Source organism: Nisaea sp., assembly GCF_965216895.1.
Lineage (GTDB): Bacteria > Pseudomonadota > Alphaproteobacteria > Thalassobaculales > Thalassobaculaceae > Nisaea.
Window position 1 is genome coordinate 1,917,872 of record NZ_OZ244205.1, and the last position, 16,323, is coordinate 1,934,194.

Here is a 16,323-nt window from a genome sequence, read left to right on the forward strand (position 1 = left end):
TCCTCAGAACTGGTGTGCAAGCGTGACCCGGAAAGTGCGGCCGGCGGCGCTGTCGCCTGAAAGATGCTCGCGATAGTTCTTGTCGAGCAGGTTCTCGACACCGAATCGCATCTCGGTCCCGCTCATCACCCCCTCGGACGGTTTCCAGCTGGCGAACAGGTTGTGCACCGCGTACCCGTCGGAGGTCAGGGTGGTCCCGGAGACCTTGTCCTGGCCGGCGGCGAAGACGCCACGCCAGCCGAAAGTCAGGTCCTGATCCGGGAGACGGCCGCCAAGGGTCAGGACGAGCTCGTCGGCAGGGATCGAGTTGAGGTCCTCGTCGGTCTCGGTGTTCTCGCCGCGGATCACGGTGTAGGCCGCGCGCGAGAAGAAATAGGCGGATTCGTAGGCCGCCTCGAACTCGACGCCGGCGATCTCAGCCTGACCGACATTGTAGAAGGTCGACTGGGTATTCGCGCGCTCGATCAGGTTTTCGACCTCGTTGCGGAACAGCGTTGTCTTTGCCGTGAAGGCATCGTTTTCCGTCGCGACATCGCGGAAGGACGCGGCGACCCCGCCCTCGACGTTGAAGGACTGTTCCGGGTCGAGATTGAGATTGCCGCTTCTCGCGTCGAACAGTTCGTCCAGCACCGGCAGCCGCTCCGTATAGGAGACCGACCCGAACACACCCCAGTTCCGGTTCATCTGGTAGTGCGCCGCCAGTTTCGGGGAAAGCGCGGTATTCTCGACGACCTCCTCGCTGTAACTCACACTGCTCGCCGGCGTGATCGACTGGTAGTCCAGCCGGACCCCGGGGATCAGGGTCAGCTTGTCCCAGAGAACCAGTTCGTCCTGAACATAGACGCCGTACTGCTCGGTCTCGCCGCCAGGATGGAAGTCGATCCCCCCGGTTGAGTTGACCGAACTGACCGGAGTATCCGCCGTGCGGGTCTGAAAGGCGGTACTGACCCCGGTGATCAGATAGTTCTCGAAGGACTCGCCGCTGAAGGACGCGGTGTTCTCGACCCGGGCCTGGAAGGTTTCGTAGGCGTAGAAGGTGTCCTGGAAGAGCTGAGAGGTGCTGATATCCTTCAGCGTGGAATTGTATTGATCGACTTCGGTGTTCGAATAGGCGCCATAGACCTCCAGATCGACCAGCGGGTTGTCAGACGGCTGGTAGTCATAGCTCAGCACCGCAGTCTGATCGCGCACCTCCCGGTCGATATAGCCGAAATTGAGCGAGGTGTTGGTCTGGGAATAATTGTCGTTCTTGTCCTCGGTTTCCCAGTGCTGATAGGAGGCGCGGAGCTTGTGCTCCATGTCCGCACCGAACCGATAGGTTCCTTTCAGCAGACCTGACGGCGCCTCGAAATCCGAGCCGGTAACGGCATTGCCGTCACCGTCCTGGTATTCTCCCGCCCGGCGATAGTTGAAGGCCCCGAGGAGATCGAGGCCTTCCACCGGCCGTGCGGCAGCGATGCTCGAAGTCAGGAAACCGGCTTCATTGTCATGAGCCTCGAACTTTTGCCGGAAGGCGTATTTGTCGTCGCCCTTCAGATAGTCGGCAGCATCCTTGGTCGTGACATCGATCACCCCGCCGAGTGCACCGGCACCGTAGAGTGTCGAGGACGCCGGACCACGCAGCACTTCGACCCCCTTGTAGAGTTCCGGATCCGAGAAAAAGGACCCCATCCGATACTGCTCGTGGAACTTGGTCGCGCCGTCCACGCGGACGATCAGCCGGTTTTCGTCGGCGGAACCCAGAGAGCCGATGCCGCGGATGTTGAAGCTCTCGCCAAGCACCCGCTCGGAGCCGATAGCCTTCACGCCGGGCAGATCGGTCAGCACGTCGCCGATCGTGGTCGGCTGCGCCGCCTCGAGATCTTCCTGATCAACCACGGACACCGATTGCGGGGTCTCGATGGCCACTTTTTCCTTGCCGGCGGAAATCACGATCCGGTCGAGTTGAGTGGCCTCCTCGGCATCAGCCGGCAGGGCCACGGCAGTGGCGATACATGCCGCCACAGCGATGTAAACACGCATTCAAAGCCTCTTCGTCAGAAGGTCGCTGATGGTTAGCTGCCTAGCGAAAAGGCTGGGTGGCTGATGATACGGACCGGGACGCCGCCCCGGTGACCGGATTATTTCGTCAGGATGAGCTTGTTGTTGTTGGTGACACGCAGCCGGTACTCGGCGCCGTTGAAGATGAGAAAGACCTCGCGGCCGTTGCCCATCAGGTCGCTCACATGGATTCGGGTCTTCTCCTCCGAACCATCCGATTGCGAAACGGAAGCGGTCACCCCGTCTTCCTGCTTGTCCGAGGGTGTCCCCGCCAACAACTCGGCTACTCCTGCTCGTCCCAGATCACGCGAAGCGGCATTTCCCGCCGCCTTGTTGACCAGTGTCATAATTCATTGTTCACGTAATTGCAAATCATTCTCATTAGTAAAATTCAAATGACTGACTGGCGCGTCCGTCCCGGCCCCCCGTCAGCGCAATCTGAAATCGATCGATGTGGTCAGCTCAAGTGTCGCGCCGTCGATCTCGGGCGGCATCGAGGGCATCGGATCGGCCCGCTTCAGAAGTTCGAGAACCGCTTTGTCCAGAATCCCCCTGCCGGAACTCGCGACGATCGAGCGCTCGAGCACGCTGCCGGCGCGATCGATCAGGAAACGGAACTGGACGGTTCCCTCATAACGCCGGAGGCGCGCCGCGCGTGGATATTTCTTGTGCCGCTCGAGCCAGCTCTGAAGCGAAGCCAGATAGGAATTGCGGGCGCCTGCCGCCCCGCCGCCGCCCGAGGCTGCCTGCAAGGTGCCGGCCACGCTCGAACGGGTTGGCGAAGAGGCCTCCGAACTGAAAGCACCGCCCGCCCTTCGCTGTTCAAAGGTCCGAACGTCCGCAGGTTTCGCGTCGGGTACCGGATCGGCCTCCGCAACCTCCGTTTCCGCGGGCTTCACCGGCTCGGCCTGACGCGGCTGCTCCGGAGCTGCGTCCATCTCGAACTTCGGCGCCGGCTCCGGGCGGGGCCTCGGCACCGGTGCCAGTGCAGTGACGGTCTCAACCGTCTCCGCTTCGATTGCGGGAACGTCGACCGCTTCCGTCACGACCGGCTCCGGCTCAACCGGTTCGGCGACCGGCTCCACCGCCTCGACGGGTTCCGCCGTCACCGGTTCCGGGGTCACCGTCTCGACAGGCGGCTCCGCGGCCACCTGCGCGACCGTTTCCGTGACCTCGGGGACCGGAACGCTCTCGACCGGAGGTGCCTGCTCGAGTGCGACTTCCTCCGCTGCGCCTTCGAGAACACCTTCGGCCTGCGCCGCGGCGACCGCGCCGATCTCCTGCGCACCGCCCGCCTCGCCGATCATGACGGTGAGCCCGCCCGACCCGGTGTCGAACGCGCTTGTCGCCGGATCCTGGAACATGGTCATGGACCAGACCACCACGCCATGCAGCAGCACTGCGACCGCGAAGCCGGTCATCTTGCAGGAAATGTCGCCGCGCCGTTCGACCGTCGCGTTCATGACGCCCCCGTCGCCAGCAGTCCCAGCTCCTTCAGGCCAACCGCCCGAAGCTCGTCGATCAGCGCAATGACCTCCGCCGCGTCGCTCTGCGCATCCGCTTTCAGCTTCAGCCGCCCGTCCGGGTGCTCCGCGAAGTAGGTCTGAAGCCGGGCGACGATCTGGTCGCGCCGGACAATCTCCTCGCGGAACGAAAGGGTGCCGTCATCATCGACCAGAAGAATCGCTGTCGTGTCGTCCGGCAGTTCCGTACCGAGGGTTTCTGGCGGCTGGATATCGAGCAGGTCCGCCTTTTCCAGCGCGCCGGCCAACATGAAGAAGATCAGCAGCAGGAAGACCACGTTGATCAGGGGCAGCACGTTCTCGGCGGCGGATTTCCGTTTCGGTTTGACGAGACGCATCGCTCAGTGCTCCGGCCGGCTGGCGAGCGTGACCTCCGTCAGCCCCTGCGCTGCCGCCTGGTCGATCGTGTCGACCACCGCCTGCAACGGCACGCCGCGCTCTGATTCGAGCACGATTTTCGGTTTCGTCTCGCGTCCTGCCAGAGCCGCCAGGCGCTCGGCGAAGCCGGCGTGATCCATGTTCTCGCCAGAAACGAGAAAACCGCCGTCGGCCTTGAGTTTTACCAGCATCGAGCCCTCCGCCGCCCTGCCGGCACCACCGAGTTTCGCCGTCTGCAAACCGATGGCGCGCCAGTCGAGGAAGCTGGAGGCCAGCATGAAGAACACCAGGAGAATGAAGACGACATCGATCAGCGGCGTCAGGGAAATCTCTGCCGCCGGGCGCCGTCTCCGCGCTGCGAGACGCATCGCTGCCTACTCCGCGCCCTGCAGGACGGCCGCCGCCGGGACACGGCGCGCAGCTCTGTCCTGGGCGAGGCCGGGGGCGGCTGTGAAAACCTGCGTCGCCGCGTCTTCCATTGCCCGCCCGGCCCGTTCGACAATGCCGTCGAGCAGCTGGTGCGCGGCGGTCGCGGGTATGGCGACGACCAGCCCGGCCGCCGTGGTCAGCAGGGCGACCCAGATACCACCCGAAAGGATCGACGGATCGACCTTGTTCCCCGCAGCTTCAAGCGCCTGGAAGGCGTCTATCATGCCGATCACCGTGCCCAGAAGCCCGATCAGGGGGCTCAGCATGGCGATCGCCGCGAGCAGGCGCAGGCCGGAGGAAAGTCGGTCGAGAAAGAGACCGGCGACGCGCTCCACTTCCTCGCGCGTCTCCGCATCGTTCAGCTCCCGGCTGAGCCGGAGCTGCATCGCATATCTGGCGATCGCAGCCGCGGGATGTCCGCCACCCTCAAGCAGCGCGACGGCGGCCCGGCCCTGGCCGGAGCGCCACAACCCCAGCGCTTCTTCCCGGTCGCTGCCACCCCACAGGCGCAGCATGAGGAACTGAACCAGCTTGGACACGAACACTGTCGTCGCGAGCAGGGACATGAGCGCGAGCAGATACATGATCGGGCCGCCTGCCTCCATGAACACCTGCACCTGTTCGATAGCTGACGTCATTGCATTTCTCCTGGGACCGGCAATCGGTCACTGGGTGAAGGGAACCGTCGTCCGGGTGGCTGTATCGAGACTGTCCGCGCAATGATCCGGCGAGACGGCGTCCGCGCCTTCGGCGTCGCAGGCCAGCACGCCGTTCATCAGCATCCGGCCGACATTGCGGCAATCGATGGATTTCAGGTCGAAGAGCTTGACCCGCGTATGCTCGCGGCGGATCGGCCCGAGTTCGGCCCCGACACGGCGGGCGACGATGCCGTCTTTATCGAAGGCCACGATGTCGAGCTTGAGGCGCACCAGATCGGTCGCCGTCGCGTTGTTGAGAACCCAGGTGGTCCGGCAATCCTCGCCGGTCGGCTCGATCTTGTTGAGTTCGACCAGCAGCCGCTTTTCCGCCGCGTCCGCCACTCCATGCGAGAGCGGAAGCACTGCGGCTGTCAGCGCGGCGAGGACGATCCTGTAGAAGCGCCAAGGGGCCATAAGCACACCTTCATGCTAAACAATGAAATGCGAGTCATTCGCATTATTGACATGAAGCGTTGGTAAAGGAAGCGCTTTGTGAATGCAACCACTCTCGGCGCCCCGCCGTCCGTCTGTTTTCGGGTCAGCGCGGCTCGACAACGCCGCCGACTTCAGAGCGGGCGAAGTTCAGCCGTTCCATGATCGGGGCGTCGGAAAAGCGGAAAAGATCAAAGTCGGTTTCCGCCTGCAGCGACCACTGGGTCCAGGATGGCACGACAAACATGTCGCCCTTCTCCAGCCTGTGCTCGGTGCCGTTCAGCACCGCCGCCCCCATGCCGTCGAACACCTGGAATACGGAGGAGCCGACCTCGCGGCGCGGCGCCGTGGCGCTCCCTTCGCGGAGACGATGAAACTCCGTGCGTATGGTCGACATGACGTCGCCGGCGGTGGTCGGGTTCACGTAGCGGACCGCCGCATGGCCCTTCTCGACGGTGACGTCATAGCCTTCGTCTTCCAGCTTCAGCTGCTCGGAGAGCGCGCGGTCGGTATGTTCCCAGCGATAAGCGCCGATCGGCGAGCTCGGCGTCGCTTGCAGGCGCGAGAGCGGTCGCAGTCCCGGATGGCACCAGAGCCGCTCGCCGCGGGAGAATTCCGGCGTCGAGCTGTCGCTCACCTTCTCGGGGCCGAATTCGAAGAAGCCGACATCGTTCTGCTGCGAGAAGGGGATATCGAGCCCGTCGATCCAGGCCATCGGCTGGTCGGTGACGTTCTGGTGACCGTGGAAATGCCAGCCAGGCGTCAGCAGCAGGTCACCCCGGCTCATCCGCACCGGGTCGCCGTTCACCACGGTCCAGACCCCCTCGCCTTCCACCACGAAACGGAAGGCATTCTGGGAATGGCGGTGCTCCGGAGCGGTTTCTCTGGGGCCGAGATACTGGATTGCGGCCCACATGGTCGGACTGACATAGGCATTGCCGCCGAGCCCGGGATTGGCGAGCCCGATGGCGCGCCGTTCTCCGCCACGGCCGACCGGCACCAGTTCGCCGGATTTCTTTGCCAGCGGCAGCAGCTTCGACCATTTCCAGACATGCGGCACCGCCTTCGGCGAAGGGCTCGCAGGCATCAGGTCGGCGCGCTGGGTCCAGAGCGGCAGCAGCGATTCTTCCGCGAAGCCCTTGTAGAGCGCACGCAGTTCCGGCGTGTCCTCGGGTTGCATGCCGTGCGGAGCCTCCGCCTTGTCCTTGTCCGGTCCCATAGCCTCGTTTCCTCTCAGTTCTGCAATCCGTTCGAGCCATAGAGCCAGTGCAGCCGGTCGTACCATTCCTCCGGCGTCCGGCTCGACATGATCTGGTTCCGGGCCGCCGCGATGGCGCCGTCCGGGTGATAAATGTAATCGCCGATCAGGCGGCTGCTGACCTGGACGCGGGTGGTGCGCGGCAGCCGCAGGGCACGGTAGGTGTCGAGTGCGGTCTCGATTTCGTCGTGGCTCTCCATGCAATGAGCGAGGCAGACCGCGTCCTCCATCGCCATGCAGGCGCCCTGGGCGAAGTATTGCAGCATCGGATGGGCGGCATCGCCGAGCAGCGCGACGCGCCCGTCGACCCACGTGTCGACAGGGTCGCGGTCGCAGAGCACCCAGAGCTTCCAGTTCTCGCCATGCTCGATGATCTGGCGGGCCCGCGGGTGGATATGCTCGAAACCTTCGGCCACTTCCTGCTTCGAGACCGGACACCCGGAAATCGCCTCCTGCAGGTCCCGGTGGTAGGTCACCACCAGGTTGAAGAGCTTCCAGCCCTTCAGCGGGTAGTGGACGATATGGCATTTCGGCCCGGCCCAGAGCGTTGCCGCGTTCCAGCGCAGATCCTCCGGCATCCGCTCAGTCGGGATCACGGAACGGTAGGTGGTGTGGCCGGAAATCCGCGGCTCACCGTCGCCGACAAGCTGGGCCCGGACCGGCGAACGCAGGCCCTCGGCACCGATCAGCGCGCTGCCTGTGACCGGATCGCGGTCCTGCAGCTTCAGCGTGACGCTGCTTCCGTCCTGATCGTACCCGAGTGCTTTATGACTGGTGCGGAGATCGACCAGCGGGCTCGCCACGCAATAATCCAGCAGCACCTTGTGCAGGTCGGCCCGGTGCACAACCGCATAGGGGTTTCCCATGTGCCGGCGAAAATCCTCACCGAGCGGAATCTGCGCAATCTCGCCGCCCCCCTTGGCATCCATCAGGCGGAGCGCGTCGATATAGACCGCCTCCGCCCGCGCGGCATCCCCGACACCCAGCGCATCGAAGGAATGAAAACCGTTCGGACCGATCTGGATACCGGCGCCGATTTCGCCAAGTTCGACCGCCTGCTCCAGCACGACCGAGGCGAAACCCTTCTGCGCCAGGCCCGCCGCAGCCGCGAGCCCGCCGATGCCGCCCCCGGCGATCAGAATGGGTCGGTCCGCCATCGCTCCTCCCTCGCCTGCCGTATTCTATGCGGCCGCTCATGGTATTGGCGTCCCGGAAACTGAATACGCGTTGCGTTCCGAGGTCAAGTTGATAAGTATGCTTACTATCTGATGCCAACCGGAGAGCCGAGATGACGCTCGAGATCCACGGCATGATTGGTCACCTGATCCGGCGCCTGAACCAGATCTCTGTTTCGGTGTTCCAGGACCGGATGAAGGCGGAAGGCTGCGACCTTACCCAGGTGCAGTACGCGGCCATGGCCGCGCTCGCGTACCATCCCGGGATCGACCAGGCGACACTGGCCGGCCTCATTGCCTATGATCGCGCCACCATGGGCAGTGTCCTCGAACGGCTGGTCGCGCGCGGATGGGTGGCCCGGCGCGTCAGCGGAAAGGACCGCCGGGCACGGGAACTCTTCCTGACCGCGGATGGGACCGCACTTCTAGACGTTGTCTCGCCGCTCGTGCGGGAGATTCAGGATCAAATCGTGGACGGGCTCACCCCCGCGGAGCGGGCGGAATTCCTCCGTCTCGCAGCCAAGCTTGCCGAAACGGGAAACGCGCGCAGCCGCGTTCCCCTTGCTCTGCCGGCATCCTCCTCCGCCGCCTGACCCTCGTCAGTTCTTGCGGATCATGTACTCGACCGGCCAGGTCACCAGCTCCGGGAAAATCCCGATGATCAGGATGCCGAGCAGCATCAGGAAGAAGAACGGCACCGAAGCCTTCGTCACCTGAAGGATGTCGCGCCCGGTCATGCCCTGCAGCACGAAGAGGTTGAAACCCACCGGCGGGGTGATCTGCGCCATCTCCACCACGATCACCGTAAAGATGCCGAACCATATCAGGTCGATCCCGGCGCTCTCGACCATCGGCAGCACCACCGCGGCAGTCAGCACCATCATCGAAACCCCGTCGAGAAAACAACCGAGGAAGATGTAGAGCACCGTCAGCAGGACAAGCAGCATTGCCGGCGAGAGGTTCCAGGCGTCGACATACCCCGCAAGTACCCGCGGCACACCGGTGAACCCCATGGCGATCGAGAGGAAGGCGGCACCCGCGAGGATAAAAGCGATCATGCAGGAGGTGCGGACCGCCCCCATCAGGCTCTCCATGAAGGACGCCCAGTTCAGCGATTTGGACCACCAGGCGAGACCAAGCGCGCCGAGCACGCCGATCGTCGCCGCCTCGGTCGGCGTCGCGAAGCCGCCATAGATCGAGCCGATGACGCAGAAGATCAGCAGCACGACCGGGAAAAGCAGGCGTGACGCCTTCACCTTCTGCATGAAGGTGAGACGCTCTTTCTCCGGCGGCGCCAGCTCCGGATTGAGCAGCGCGCGGATCGCGACATAGGTCATGAAGATCGAGATGATCAGGATGCCGGGGATCACGCCGGCGATGAACATGCGGGAGATCGACTGCTGCGCGATCACGCCATAGACGATCAGCATAATCGAGGGCGGGATCAGCAGTCCCAGCGTGCCGGATCCGGCCAACGTGCCGATGGACAGCTTCTCGTCGTAGCCACGCTTCTTGAGTTCCGGAATGCTCATCCGGCCAACGGTGGCGCAGGTCACCGCGCTGGAGCCGGCGACCGCCGCCATAACACCGCAACCGACGATATTGACGTGCAGCAGCCCGCCCGGCAGCCGCGCGAGCCAGGGCGAAAGCCCGTTGAACATGTCGGACGAGAGCCGCGTGCGGAACAGGATCTCACCCATCCAGACAAAGAGCGGCAGCGCTGTCAGCGCCCAGTTCCAGCTCGCATCCCAGACCGTGCTGGCAAGCAGCGAACCGGCCGGCGCGGGAGAGAAGAACTCGAGTGCGAAGAAGCCGACGGCAAGCAGCGCCGGGGCGACCCAGATGCCCGACGCCAGCAGGCCGAGCATCAGGATGAAGAGAATGGCTGAGATGACACCGGCGTCCATCAGTCGTCTCCCTCCCCCTTGAAGAGTGCCGAGGAATTGGCGACGTAACTCGGGGTCCGGCCGCGCAGGATGCCGACGAGTTCGTCCACCAGCGCAATGGTCAGGATCAGGGACCCTACGGCCATCGCCGAGCGCGGGATCCAGAACGGGATCGCCAGCAACCCGGGACTGATATCGCCGAAGACATAGGAGAAGTAGACGAGATCGAAACTCCAGTAGGTCAGATAGGCCATCGCGGCGGCACAGAAGCCGACCCCCCAGAGCTCGGCCAGCGTGCCGAACGGTCCGGAGGCGTGCCGGATCAGCAGCGTGACGCGGATATGGCCGTCGTGGCGAAAGGTATAGGCGAGGCCGAGAAAGGTGGAAGCGGCCAGGCTGAAGCCGGCGCTTTCCGTAGAATCGATCGCGACACCGAAGAACCGGCCGATGATCTGGGCGATGATGGTAAGGGCGATCGCCACCAGAAACAGGGCCGCGAGATAGCCGCTCCAGAGATAGAGGCCGTCGAGAATACGTCGCGCCACCATGAAATGTCCCCGAAGATCAATCGCAGAGGGTCGGAAGAAACGACGGCCACCCGAGCCGGATGGCCGCCGCATTCAGAGGGTTATTGCAGGGCAAGATAGCGATCGAGGATCGCCTTCGCTTCCGGGCTCGCGCCTTCGCGCCAGCCTTTCATCATCTCCCTGCCGATTTCCTTCATCTTCACGACCACCTCGTCCGGCGCGTTGGCCGTTTCCATGCCGTTCTTCTTCAGAACGCCAATCTGGTCCGCGGTGGTCTGGGCGCTCATTTCCCAACCGCGCAGCTCTGCCTTCTCGGCAGCGGCGAGGATGCCCGCCTTGTCCTCTGCCGAGAGCGCGTCGAAATACTGCTTGCTCACCACGACCGCGTTCTTGGAGAAGATCGCGCCGGCATAGGTGAAGTTGCTGGTATTGTCCCAGGCTTGGATGTCGATGCCGGTCTGCGGCGAGGTGAAGAGTGCCTCGATCAGGCCGGTGGAGAAAGCCTGCGGGATTTCCGCGAACGGCAGGATGGTGGCGTCAAAGCCGAGCATTTCGCCCATTTTCTGGGTCGCGGTCGAGTAGATCCGCAGCTTCTTGCCCGCGAAATCCGCGGTCTTGGTGACCGGGAACTTGGTGTAGAAACCTTGGCCCGGCCACGGCGTGTAATAGAGAATCTTCAGGCCTGCCTCATCGAAGATCTTGTCGAAATATTCCTTCTGCAGATCCTTCAGCAGCCAGGCCTCGGCATAGGTCGACGCGATGAAGGGCAAACCGGCGAGGACGTACATCGGGTCCTCGTTGCCATAGACGCCGAGGCGGATTTCGCCGATCGGAATCTGGCCGCGCTGCAGCGCCGTCTTGATCGCGTCCAACTTGATCAGGCTGTCATTCGAGTTCAGCTGAATGTCGACCGACGTGGTCGCCTTCACGTCCTCGATGAAAGCCTTGATGTTCTTGGTGTGGAAGTTGCTGTCCGGATAGCCGGAGGCCATGATCCATTCCACCGCCTGGGCCGAGCCGGCCGAGGCCAGCATGCCGGCGCCAATGACGGCCGATGCCAGGAAAGTCTTTAGATTACCCATTTGCCACTCCTGTTCTTTGATTCTTGGCGGCGAGGAACCGCCTGGAAGGAAGAGAGCGTCGAGGAGTCCGGAACCCGCAAGAGAGCGGTCCAAACACGCGCCTGCGGTTCATCTGCAAGATAGAGACCAGAATGCACCCGACATTTTGTCTTTGGAATCAAGCCGTTCCAAGATCCGCCAAGCGTCGCCGGATAATGTTCACTGCTCACATTCTGAGCACATCCGGCTTCAAACTGATCGCATACCGGGCAGTCACCCCCTCAGGCACCCTTTCCCTGCCGCCATTCTGGCAGACCTCCGAGCCGCCGCCAATGATGCGCTATCTCGTCCCGCCGGGCGTACCAGATCCCGTCCAGTCCAGCGAGGTGCCGCAGCACGGACTCGAGACCGGCAATCCGGCCTGGCCGGCCGATGATGCGGAGGTGCAAACCGATGGTCAGCATCTTCGGCCGCCTCGCCCCCTCGGCCCAGAGCCAGTCGATCGCATCGTTGCAATAGCGAGCGAAATCCTCGGCGAAGACGAAACCGCCACCCCGCTGAAAGCGCATGTCGTTGGTGTCGAAACCGTATGGCACGACCACGTGGCTCTTGCCGTCGACTTCGGTGATGAAGGGCAGGTCGTCATTATAGGCATCGCTGTCATAGAGGAAGCCCCCCTCCTCGACGAGCAGGCGGCGGGTGTTCGGGCTCGGCGCCGAGCGGGTGTGCCAACCGAGCGGGCGCACGCCCGCAACGGCTTCGATATCCCTCACGCAACTCGCGATGATCTCCCTCTCCCGCGACTCCTCCATCCCGGCATGACGCTCCCAGAGATAGGAATGGCAGCCGATCTCGTGCCCGCGCGCGACCAGGTCCTCCGCCATCCAGGGCGACAAGGTCAGGGCGCGGGCACAGCAGTTCGCATAAGCCTTCACGCCGTAGCGCTCAAGCAACTCCATGACGCGCCAGTAGCCCGCACGGGTACCGTACTCGAAATGGGTGTCCTTGCAGGGATCCGGCGCGCCCTCGACCCTCTCGACGATTTCGTAGACATCCTCGTTCCGCGCATCGCCGAGGCTGACGGAATACTCGGCCCCCTCCTCGACATTGACCACGAAGGACACGGCGAGCCGGGCCCCGCCGGGCCATTCGGCATGCGGCGGGGTCCGGCCGTAGCCGAGAAAGTCTCGCCCGCTCATCTCACGCGCCCTCGATCATCTTGCGGATCCGGCGGGCCGCGGCCGGTACCGGCCCGACGATCGGACAGGGCGGATTGCTGGCGGCAAGCTCTCTCGCGGCATCGGCGAGCGGACCGCCCCCGATCACGACCGCATCCACTCCTCCGTCTGCGACCGCCTCCTCGATCATCCCCCTCAGGGTGGCCACCAGCGCTTCCGGCTGGCTCATCAGGACATAGGCGTCGGTCTCGGTCGTCAGCTGGGCCGCGAGCTTGCTGCGCACGCCATAGCGCTCGGCCAGTCCGTTGATCGCGTCGAACAGGTCAGGCGTCGGCGTGACGATTGCGAAATTGCCGTACTCGGCGGCTTCCAGCATCCCGCTCTCCGCGATCCCGACGACCGGGACCGGAAGCATTGATTTCAATTCCTGGAGCGCCGGGTCGCCGAACGCCGCAACGATCACGCCGTCCAGCGGATCACGGCCCTTCTCGAAGGCTTCGACCATCAGATTGGTCGCAAGCTCCAAGCCGGCATCGTCGGTGATGATCGACGGCGCGCCGGCATTGGTCATCTCCTCGACATGCCAGGCGGCACCGAGTTCCTCGCGCGCGGCTACGGCCATGCGCTCGGTGACATATTCCGTCGCGTTCGGATTGATCAGCAGAATGCGTTGCTCGGTTGCCATAAACTCGTCCTCCGTGAGCGGGGTGCTTCTGGAATGAATTTCGACGGACCGGATCTTATAGGCAGTTTTCCGATCGGAAGGGTGGAATCAGCTCTGCGCACGCACCGGCGTTGCTCAGCCCAACTCGAACGAGGTGACGCCGAAAATCCGGGAGAGATCGATATCGGGGGCCGGCCCGCGATACATCCGGGCGGTTTCGAAGACCGGGGAAAGTCCCAGCCCCTCGGCGAGCGCCACCGCCTTCGCATTCGGTTCGGGAACGTCCAGGAAGATTTCGTTCGCCCCGACCGCGCCGACGGCGGCGACGGTAAGCGCGCCGGCCACGTCGGAATCGAGCGCGAAGAGCGGGCCGATCTTCACCCCGTTGACGCAAGGCCGGACCACCGCATATCCGGCGAATTCCCCATCCCTGTAGGCCGCAAAAGCCGCGTGCCCGCGCGTCCCAAGCCAGGCATCGAGAAAAGCCGTGCGGGCCACAGGAAATGCCGTCCGGTCAAAGGCCTTGAGCGCGTCGTCCGGGGCCGTCACCGCGCGGATTTCCAACCCCGGATGTGCCGCCGGCAGAGTCGGGGTCCCGCCGTAGCGGATATTGCGATAGGCCAATTCGAAGCCGGAACGTTTGTAGTTTTCCTGCTCCGCCACCACGCCGTCGAGGCCGACCAAGCGGTCGCCCGCATGGACCATGCCTTCCTGCCAGAGTCGATAGCCGTAGCCCTTCCCGCGATATTCCGGCCGTACGATATAGAAGCCGAGAAAGGAGAAGGCCGCGTCGTAATTCACCACCGAAATCGAGGCGATCATCCGTCCGTCGAGAAAACCGCCGATGAATCCCGCCGGATCGATGCTGGCGAAACATTGGGCGTCCCGATCCCCGGGATTCCAGCCCTCCGCCGCCGCCCACGAGACCGCATCGTCGATATCGGCGGCCGTCATCGGCCGGATTGCATAATTGTCAATCATCAGGATTTGTCCTCTGGAGCCGCAAAGGCGAAAGCACCCGAGTATTTCTTTGCCCGAGGTGCCTCATACGCCCGTCGTTTACAGGTCTTCACTCCGAGACCGGCGAGGGCCTCGGCGAATTTCACCGCCGCCGCGACGCCGTCGATGACGGGGACTCCCGTTTCCCTGGTCAGGGCGTCTGCGAGATCGGTCATGCCGGCGCAACCGAGCAATACGGCTTCGGCGCCATCCTCCTCGATCGCGGCGATGACCTCCTGGCGGACTTTCGCCGCCCCGCCGCCATCCTCTTGCTCGAGCGCCAACACGGGAATCGCGGCCGAACGCACTCCGCGGCACTGCCGTTCGAAGCCATATTTGAAGGACAGCGCCTCGATGATCGGCACCGCCCGCGGCAGGGTGGTGACCACCGAAAAGCCGTGCCCGACCATGGATGCCGCCGCCATCGCAGCCTCGCAGATGCCGATCACCGGGATCTCCAGCACCTCTCGGCAGGCCTCGAGGCCGGGATCGTCGAAACAGGCGATCACCAGCGCGTCGGCGCCCGATGCCGCTCCTTTCTTCGCCTCCATGAGAAGTCCGGGCACGCAATAGGCCTCGTCGTAGTGCCCCTCGATGCTGACCGGCCCGTCGGCCGGATTGAGCGCGACAATCTCGGTCCCCGGCGCCGCCACGGAGATTGCCGTTTCGCGGATCTTGTCCGTCATCGAGGCGGTGGTGTTCGGATTGATGACCAGAATCTTCATGAAATCCCTCAGACCATTCCCGTGTTCGCATCCGAACCGTGGCGCCCCTGGCGCCCGCGGACGAGCGGAACGGCCGACAGGCTAGCACCGATCACGGCGAGGGAAAGAGCCATGATGCCGGACCAAGCAGCACGGCCCGCCGCCACCGTCACACCCGGCCCTGTTGATGGCGCCCGGGAAACAGACCGATGGCCGGGCGGCGGTGGACAGCCATCCGTCCGGTCTGCGAAAATCTTGCGCTTTCTGACAACGAGCATCCCCGCCGGCGCCCTGGCGCCTGCGCGCGATATTTGGTGGCGCGCACCTTCAAGGACCTGGAACTTGGTCAGCGAACCAGACAAAGACGGCGCCGGGAAGCCGGCCATTCTCTCTCCGCTCATCCGGACACTCGATCGGCTTTCCCGCTTCGTGGACAAGATCCTGGAACCGGTCGCCACGCCCTTCAGGGCGCTACCCGGAAATGTCCGGGGCGCGCTCTGGATCGCGATGGCGAGCCTGTTCTTCAGTGTCATGGTGGCCTTGATCAAGGCGATCGGCCAGGCCCTGCCGGTGGTCCAGATTCTGCTGTTCCGGCAGATCGTCATGACCTGCATGGTGCTGCCGGTCCTGATCTCCGGCTTTCCGGACATCCTGAAGACGCGGCACGTATCCCTGCACGCCGCCCGCGTGGTGCTGGCGCTGATCGCCATGATCTGCGGTTTCACCGCAGTCGTTCACCTGCCCCTCGCCGAAGCAACCGCGCTCGGTTTCGCGAAGAGCCTCTTCGTCACCATTTTCGCGCTCTTCGTGTTGCAAGAGATTGCCGGGCTACGGCGCTGGCTGGCGGTGCTGCTCGGTTTTGCCGGCGTGCTGATCATGGTCCAGCCGGGGCCGGCCGGATTCAACATCTACTCGGTGATGGCCGTCATCGGCGCCGCAGCGGCCGCCGCGGTCATGGTGATCATCCGCAAGCTCTCGCGCTCCGACCGGTCCGTCACCATCCTGAGCTACCAGGCGATCATGGTCGGCCTCCTGATGGTCCCGCCGACGATCTACTACTGGGTCACTCCCACGCTGGAACAATGGCTGCTCATGGGCGCGATCGGGATATTCTCGGTGATCGGCCAGCTGATGAACATCCAGGGCTTCAAGGAAGGCGAAGCCTCGGCTGTCGCGCCGATGGACTATACCCGCCTGCTCTATGCCGTGCTGATCGGCTTCCTCGTCTTCGCCGAGGTGCCGGATCTCGAGACGGTCGCCGGCGCCGCCCTGATCATCGCGACGTCGCTCTATACGGTCAGGGCGGAGAAACGCGCGGCGGAACGGGGAAAATGATTCCCGTCCGGCGCCTGCTGGCGCCGGACGACCCTG

Annotated in this window: 18 protein-coding genes; 2 read left to right on the forward strand and 16 right to left on the reverse strand. The window is 63.9% G+C overall.

Features of this window, described 5'->3' with window-relative positions:
- Positions 1–3 precede the first annotated feature (3 nt).
- The 9 genes from ACOOE1_RS09175 to ACOOE1_RS09215 all read right to left on the reverse strand — a co-directional run bounded on the left by ACOOE1_RS09175 (position 4) and on the right by ACOOE1_RS09215 (position 7,915).
- Positions 4–2,022 (reverse strand): TonB-dependent receptor domain-containing protein, encoded by a 2,019-nt coding sequence (locus ACOOE1_RS09175; RefSeq protein WP_420406046.1) that lies wholly within the window; start codon positions 2,020–2,022, stop codon positions 4–6.
- A gap of 98 nt (positions 2,023–2,120) precedes the next feature.
- The gene (gene hemP / locus ACOOE1_RS09180; RefSeq protein WP_420406047.1) at positions 2,121–2,315 is read right to left on the reverse strand and encodes a hemin uptake protein HemP; all 195 of its coding nucleotides are present in this window, start codon (positions 2,313–2,315) and stop codon (positions 2,121–2,123) included.
- A 153-nt stretch (positions 2,316–2,468) separates the two neighbouring features.
- The gene (locus tag ACOOE1_RS09185; protein WP_420406048.1) at positions 2,469–3,503 is read right to left on the reverse strand and encodes a TonB family protein; all 1,035 of its coding nucleotides are present in this window, start codon (positions 3,501–3,503) and stop codon (positions 2,469–2,471) included.
- Positions 3,500–3,901 carry an ExbD/TolR family protein gene (locus ACOOE1_RS09190; RefSeq protein WP_420406049.1) on the reverse strand — a complete coding sequence of 134 codons (402 nt, stop codon included), beginning with the start codon at positions 3,899–3,901 and terminating at the stop codon, positions 3,500–3,502. The genes ACOOE1_RS09185 and ACOOE1_RS09190 overlap by 4 nt, the downstream gene beginning before the upstream one ends.
- 3 nt (positions 3,902–3,904) lie before the next feature.
- Positions 3,905–4,309, reverse strand: a complete 405-nt coding sequence (locus ACOOE1_RS09195) for an ExbD/TolR family protein (protein ID WP_420406050.1) — start codon at positions 4,307–4,309, stop codon at positions 3,905–3,907.
- A 6-nt stretch (positions 4,310–4,315) separates the two neighbouring features.
- Complete coding sequence (locus tag ACOOE1_RS09200; RefSeq protein WP_420406051.1) at positions 4,316–5,008, reverse strand: MotA/TolQ/ExbB proton channel family protein; 693 nt, start codon at positions 5,006–5,008, stop codon at positions 4,316–4,318.
- A gap of 27 nt (positions 5,009–5,035) precedes the next feature.
- Entirely contained in the window at positions 5,036–5,482 is a 447-nt protein-coding gene (locus tag ACOOE1_RS09205; RefSeq protein ID WP_420406052.1) for a hypothetical protein, read from the reverse strand.
- Between the two features lie 124 nt (positions 5,483–5,606).
- Positions 5,607–6,719, reverse strand: a complete 1,113-nt coding sequence (locus tag ACOOE1_RS09210; RefSeq protein WP_420406053.1) for a cupin domain-containing protein — start codon at positions 6,717–6,719, stop codon at positions 5,607–5,609.
- A gap of 14 nt (positions 6,720–6,733) precedes the next feature.
- Complete coding sequence (locus tag ACOOE1_RS09215) at positions 6,734–7,915, reverse strand: 3-hydroxybenzoate 6-monooxygenase (protein ID WP_420406054.1); 1,182 nt, start codon at positions 7,913–7,915, stop codon at positions 6,734–6,736.
- A gap of 131 nt (positions 7,916–8,046) precedes the next feature.
- Between ACOOE1_RS09215 and ACOOE1_RS09220 the strand changes: the two genes are divergently transcribed.
- A complete protein-coding gene (locus tag ACOOE1_RS09220; RefSeq protein ID WP_420406055.1) occupies positions 8,047–8,526 on the forward strand; it encodes a MarR family winged helix-turn-helix transcriptional regulator in 480 nt (159 codons plus the stop codon).
- A gap of 6 nt (positions 8,527–8,532) precedes the next feature.
- Here ACOOE1_RS09220 and ACOOE1_RS09225 read toward each other — a convergent pair whose 3' ends face one another.
- The 7 genes from ACOOE1_RS09225 to ACOOE1_RS09255 all read right to left on the reverse strand — a co-directional run bounded on the left by ACOOE1_RS09225 (position 8,533) and on the right by ACOOE1_RS09255 (position 14,973).
- Positions 8,533–9,840 carry a TRAP transporter large permease gene (locus ACOOE1_RS09225; protein WP_420406056.1) on the reverse strand — a complete coding sequence of 436 codons (1,308 nt, stop codon included), beginning with the start codon at positions 9,838–9,840 and terminating at the stop codon, positions 8,533–8,535.
- The gene (locus ACOOE1_RS09230; protein WP_420406057.1) at positions 9,840–10,364 is read right to left on the reverse strand and encodes a TRAP transporter small permease; all 525 of its coding nucleotides are present in this window, start codon (positions 10,362–10,364) and stop codon (positions 9,840–9,842) included. Before ACOOE1_RS09230 ends, ACOOE1_RS09225 begins: the two co-directional genes overlap by 1 nt.
- Positions 10,365–10,447: 83 nt before the next feature.
- Complete coding sequence (locus tag ACOOE1_RS09235) at positions 10,448–11,428, reverse strand: TRAP transporter substrate-binding protein (protein ID WP_420406058.1); 981 nt, start codon at positions 11,426–11,428, stop codon at positions 10,448–10,450.
- A 260-nt stretch (positions 11,429–11,688) separates the two neighbouring features.
- Positions 11,689–12,606, reverse strand: coding sequence for a polysaccharide deacetylase family protein (locus ACOOE1_RS09240; RefSeq protein WP_420406059.1), 918 nt, complete (start codon positions 12,604–12,606; stop codon positions 11,689–11,691).
- A 1-nt stretch (position 12,607) separates the two neighbouring features.
- On the reverse strand, positions 12,608–13,270 hold the full coding sequence (locus tag ACOOE1_RS09245; protein ID WP_420406060.1) for an aspartate/glutamate racemase family protein: 663 nt from the start codon (positions 13,268–13,270) through the stop codon (positions 12,608–12,610).
- A gap of 114 nt (positions 13,271–13,384) precedes the next feature.
- On the reverse strand, positions 13,385–14,230 hold the full coding sequence (locus ACOOE1_RS09250) for a GNAT family N-acetyltransferase (protein WP_420406061.1): 846 nt from the start codon (positions 14,228–14,230) through the stop codon (positions 13,385–13,387).
- Positions 14,230–14,973, reverse strand: coding sequence for an aspartate/glutamate racemase family protein (locus ACOOE1_RS09255; protein ID WP_420406062.1), 744 nt, complete (start codon positions 14,971–14,973; stop codon positions 14,230–14,232). The genes ACOOE1_RS09250 and ACOOE1_RS09255 overlap by 1 nt, the downstream gene beginning before the upstream one ends.
- Positions 14,974–15,294: 321 nt before the next feature.
- Between ACOOE1_RS09255 and ACOOE1_RS09260 the strand changes: the two genes are divergently transcribed.
- A complete protein-coding gene (locus tag ACOOE1_RS09260) occupies positions 15,295–16,287 on the forward strand; it encodes a DMT family transporter (RefSeq protein WP_420406063.1) in 993 nt (330 codons plus the stop codon).
- Positions 16,288–16,323 lie beyond the last annotated feature (36 nt).

Coding starts and splice junctions, on each gene's coding strand:
- ACOOE1_RS09175 (WP_420406046.1), bottom strand. CDS start 2,022: ATGCGTGTTTACATCGCTGTGGCGGCATGTATCGCCACTGCCGTGGCC.
- ACOOE1_RS09240 (WP_420406059.1), bottom strand. CDS start 12,606: ATGAGCGGGCGAGACTTTCTCGGCTACGGCCGGACCCCGCCGCATGCC.
- ACOOE1_RS09200 (WP_420406051.1), bottom strand. CDS start 5,008: ATGACGTCAGCTATCGAACAGGTGCAGGTGTTCATGGAGGCAGGCGGC.
- ACOOE1_RS09235 (WP_420406058.1), bottom strand. CDS start 11,428: ATGGGTAATCTAAAGACTTTCCTGGCATCGGCCGTCATTGGCGCCGGC.
- ACOOE1_RS09250 (WP_420406061.1), bottom strand. CDS start 14,230: ATGATTGACAATTATGCAATCCGGCCGATGACGGCCGCCGATATCGAC.
- ACOOE1_RS09195 (WP_420406050.1), bottom strand. CDS start 4,309: ATGCGTCTCGCAGCGCGGAGACGGCGCCCGGCGGCAGAGATTTCCCTG.
- ACOOE1_RS09190 (WP_420406049.1), bottom strand. CDS start 3,901: ATGCGTCTCGTCAAACCGAAACGGAAATCCGCCGCCGAGAACGTGCTG.
- ACOOE1_RS09205 (WP_420406052.1), bottom strand. CDS start 5,482: ATGGCCCCTTGGCGCTTCTACAGGATCGTCCTCGCCGCGCTGACAGCC.
- ACOOE1_RS09225 (WP_420406056.1), bottom strand. CDS start 9,840: ATGGACGCCGGTGTCATCTCAGCCATTCTCTTCATCCTGATGCTCGGC.
- ACOOE1_RS09220 (WP_420406055.1), top strand. CDS start 8,047: ATGACGCTCGAGATCCACGGCATGATTGGTCACCTGATCCGGCGCCTG.
- ACOOE1_RS09245 (WP_420406060.1), bottom strand. CDS start 13,270: ATGGCAACCGAGCAACGCATTCTGCTGATCAATCCGAACGCGACGGAA.
- ACOOE1_RS09215 (WP_420406054.1), bottom strand. CDS start 7,915: ATGGCGGACCGACCCATTCTGATCGCCGGGGGCGGCATCGGCGGGCTC.
- ACOOE1_RS09185 (WP_420406048.1), bottom strand. CDS start 3,503: ATGAACGCGACGGTCGAACGGCGCGGCGACATTTCCTGCAAGATGACC.
- ACOOE1_RS09210 (WP_420406053.1), bottom strand. CDS start 6,719: ATGGGACCGGACAAGGACAAGGCGGAGGCTCCGCACGGCATGCAACCC.
- ACOOE1_RS09255 (WP_420406062.1), bottom strand. CDS start 14,973: ATGAAGATTCTGGTCATCAATCCGAACACCACCGCCTCGATGACGGAC.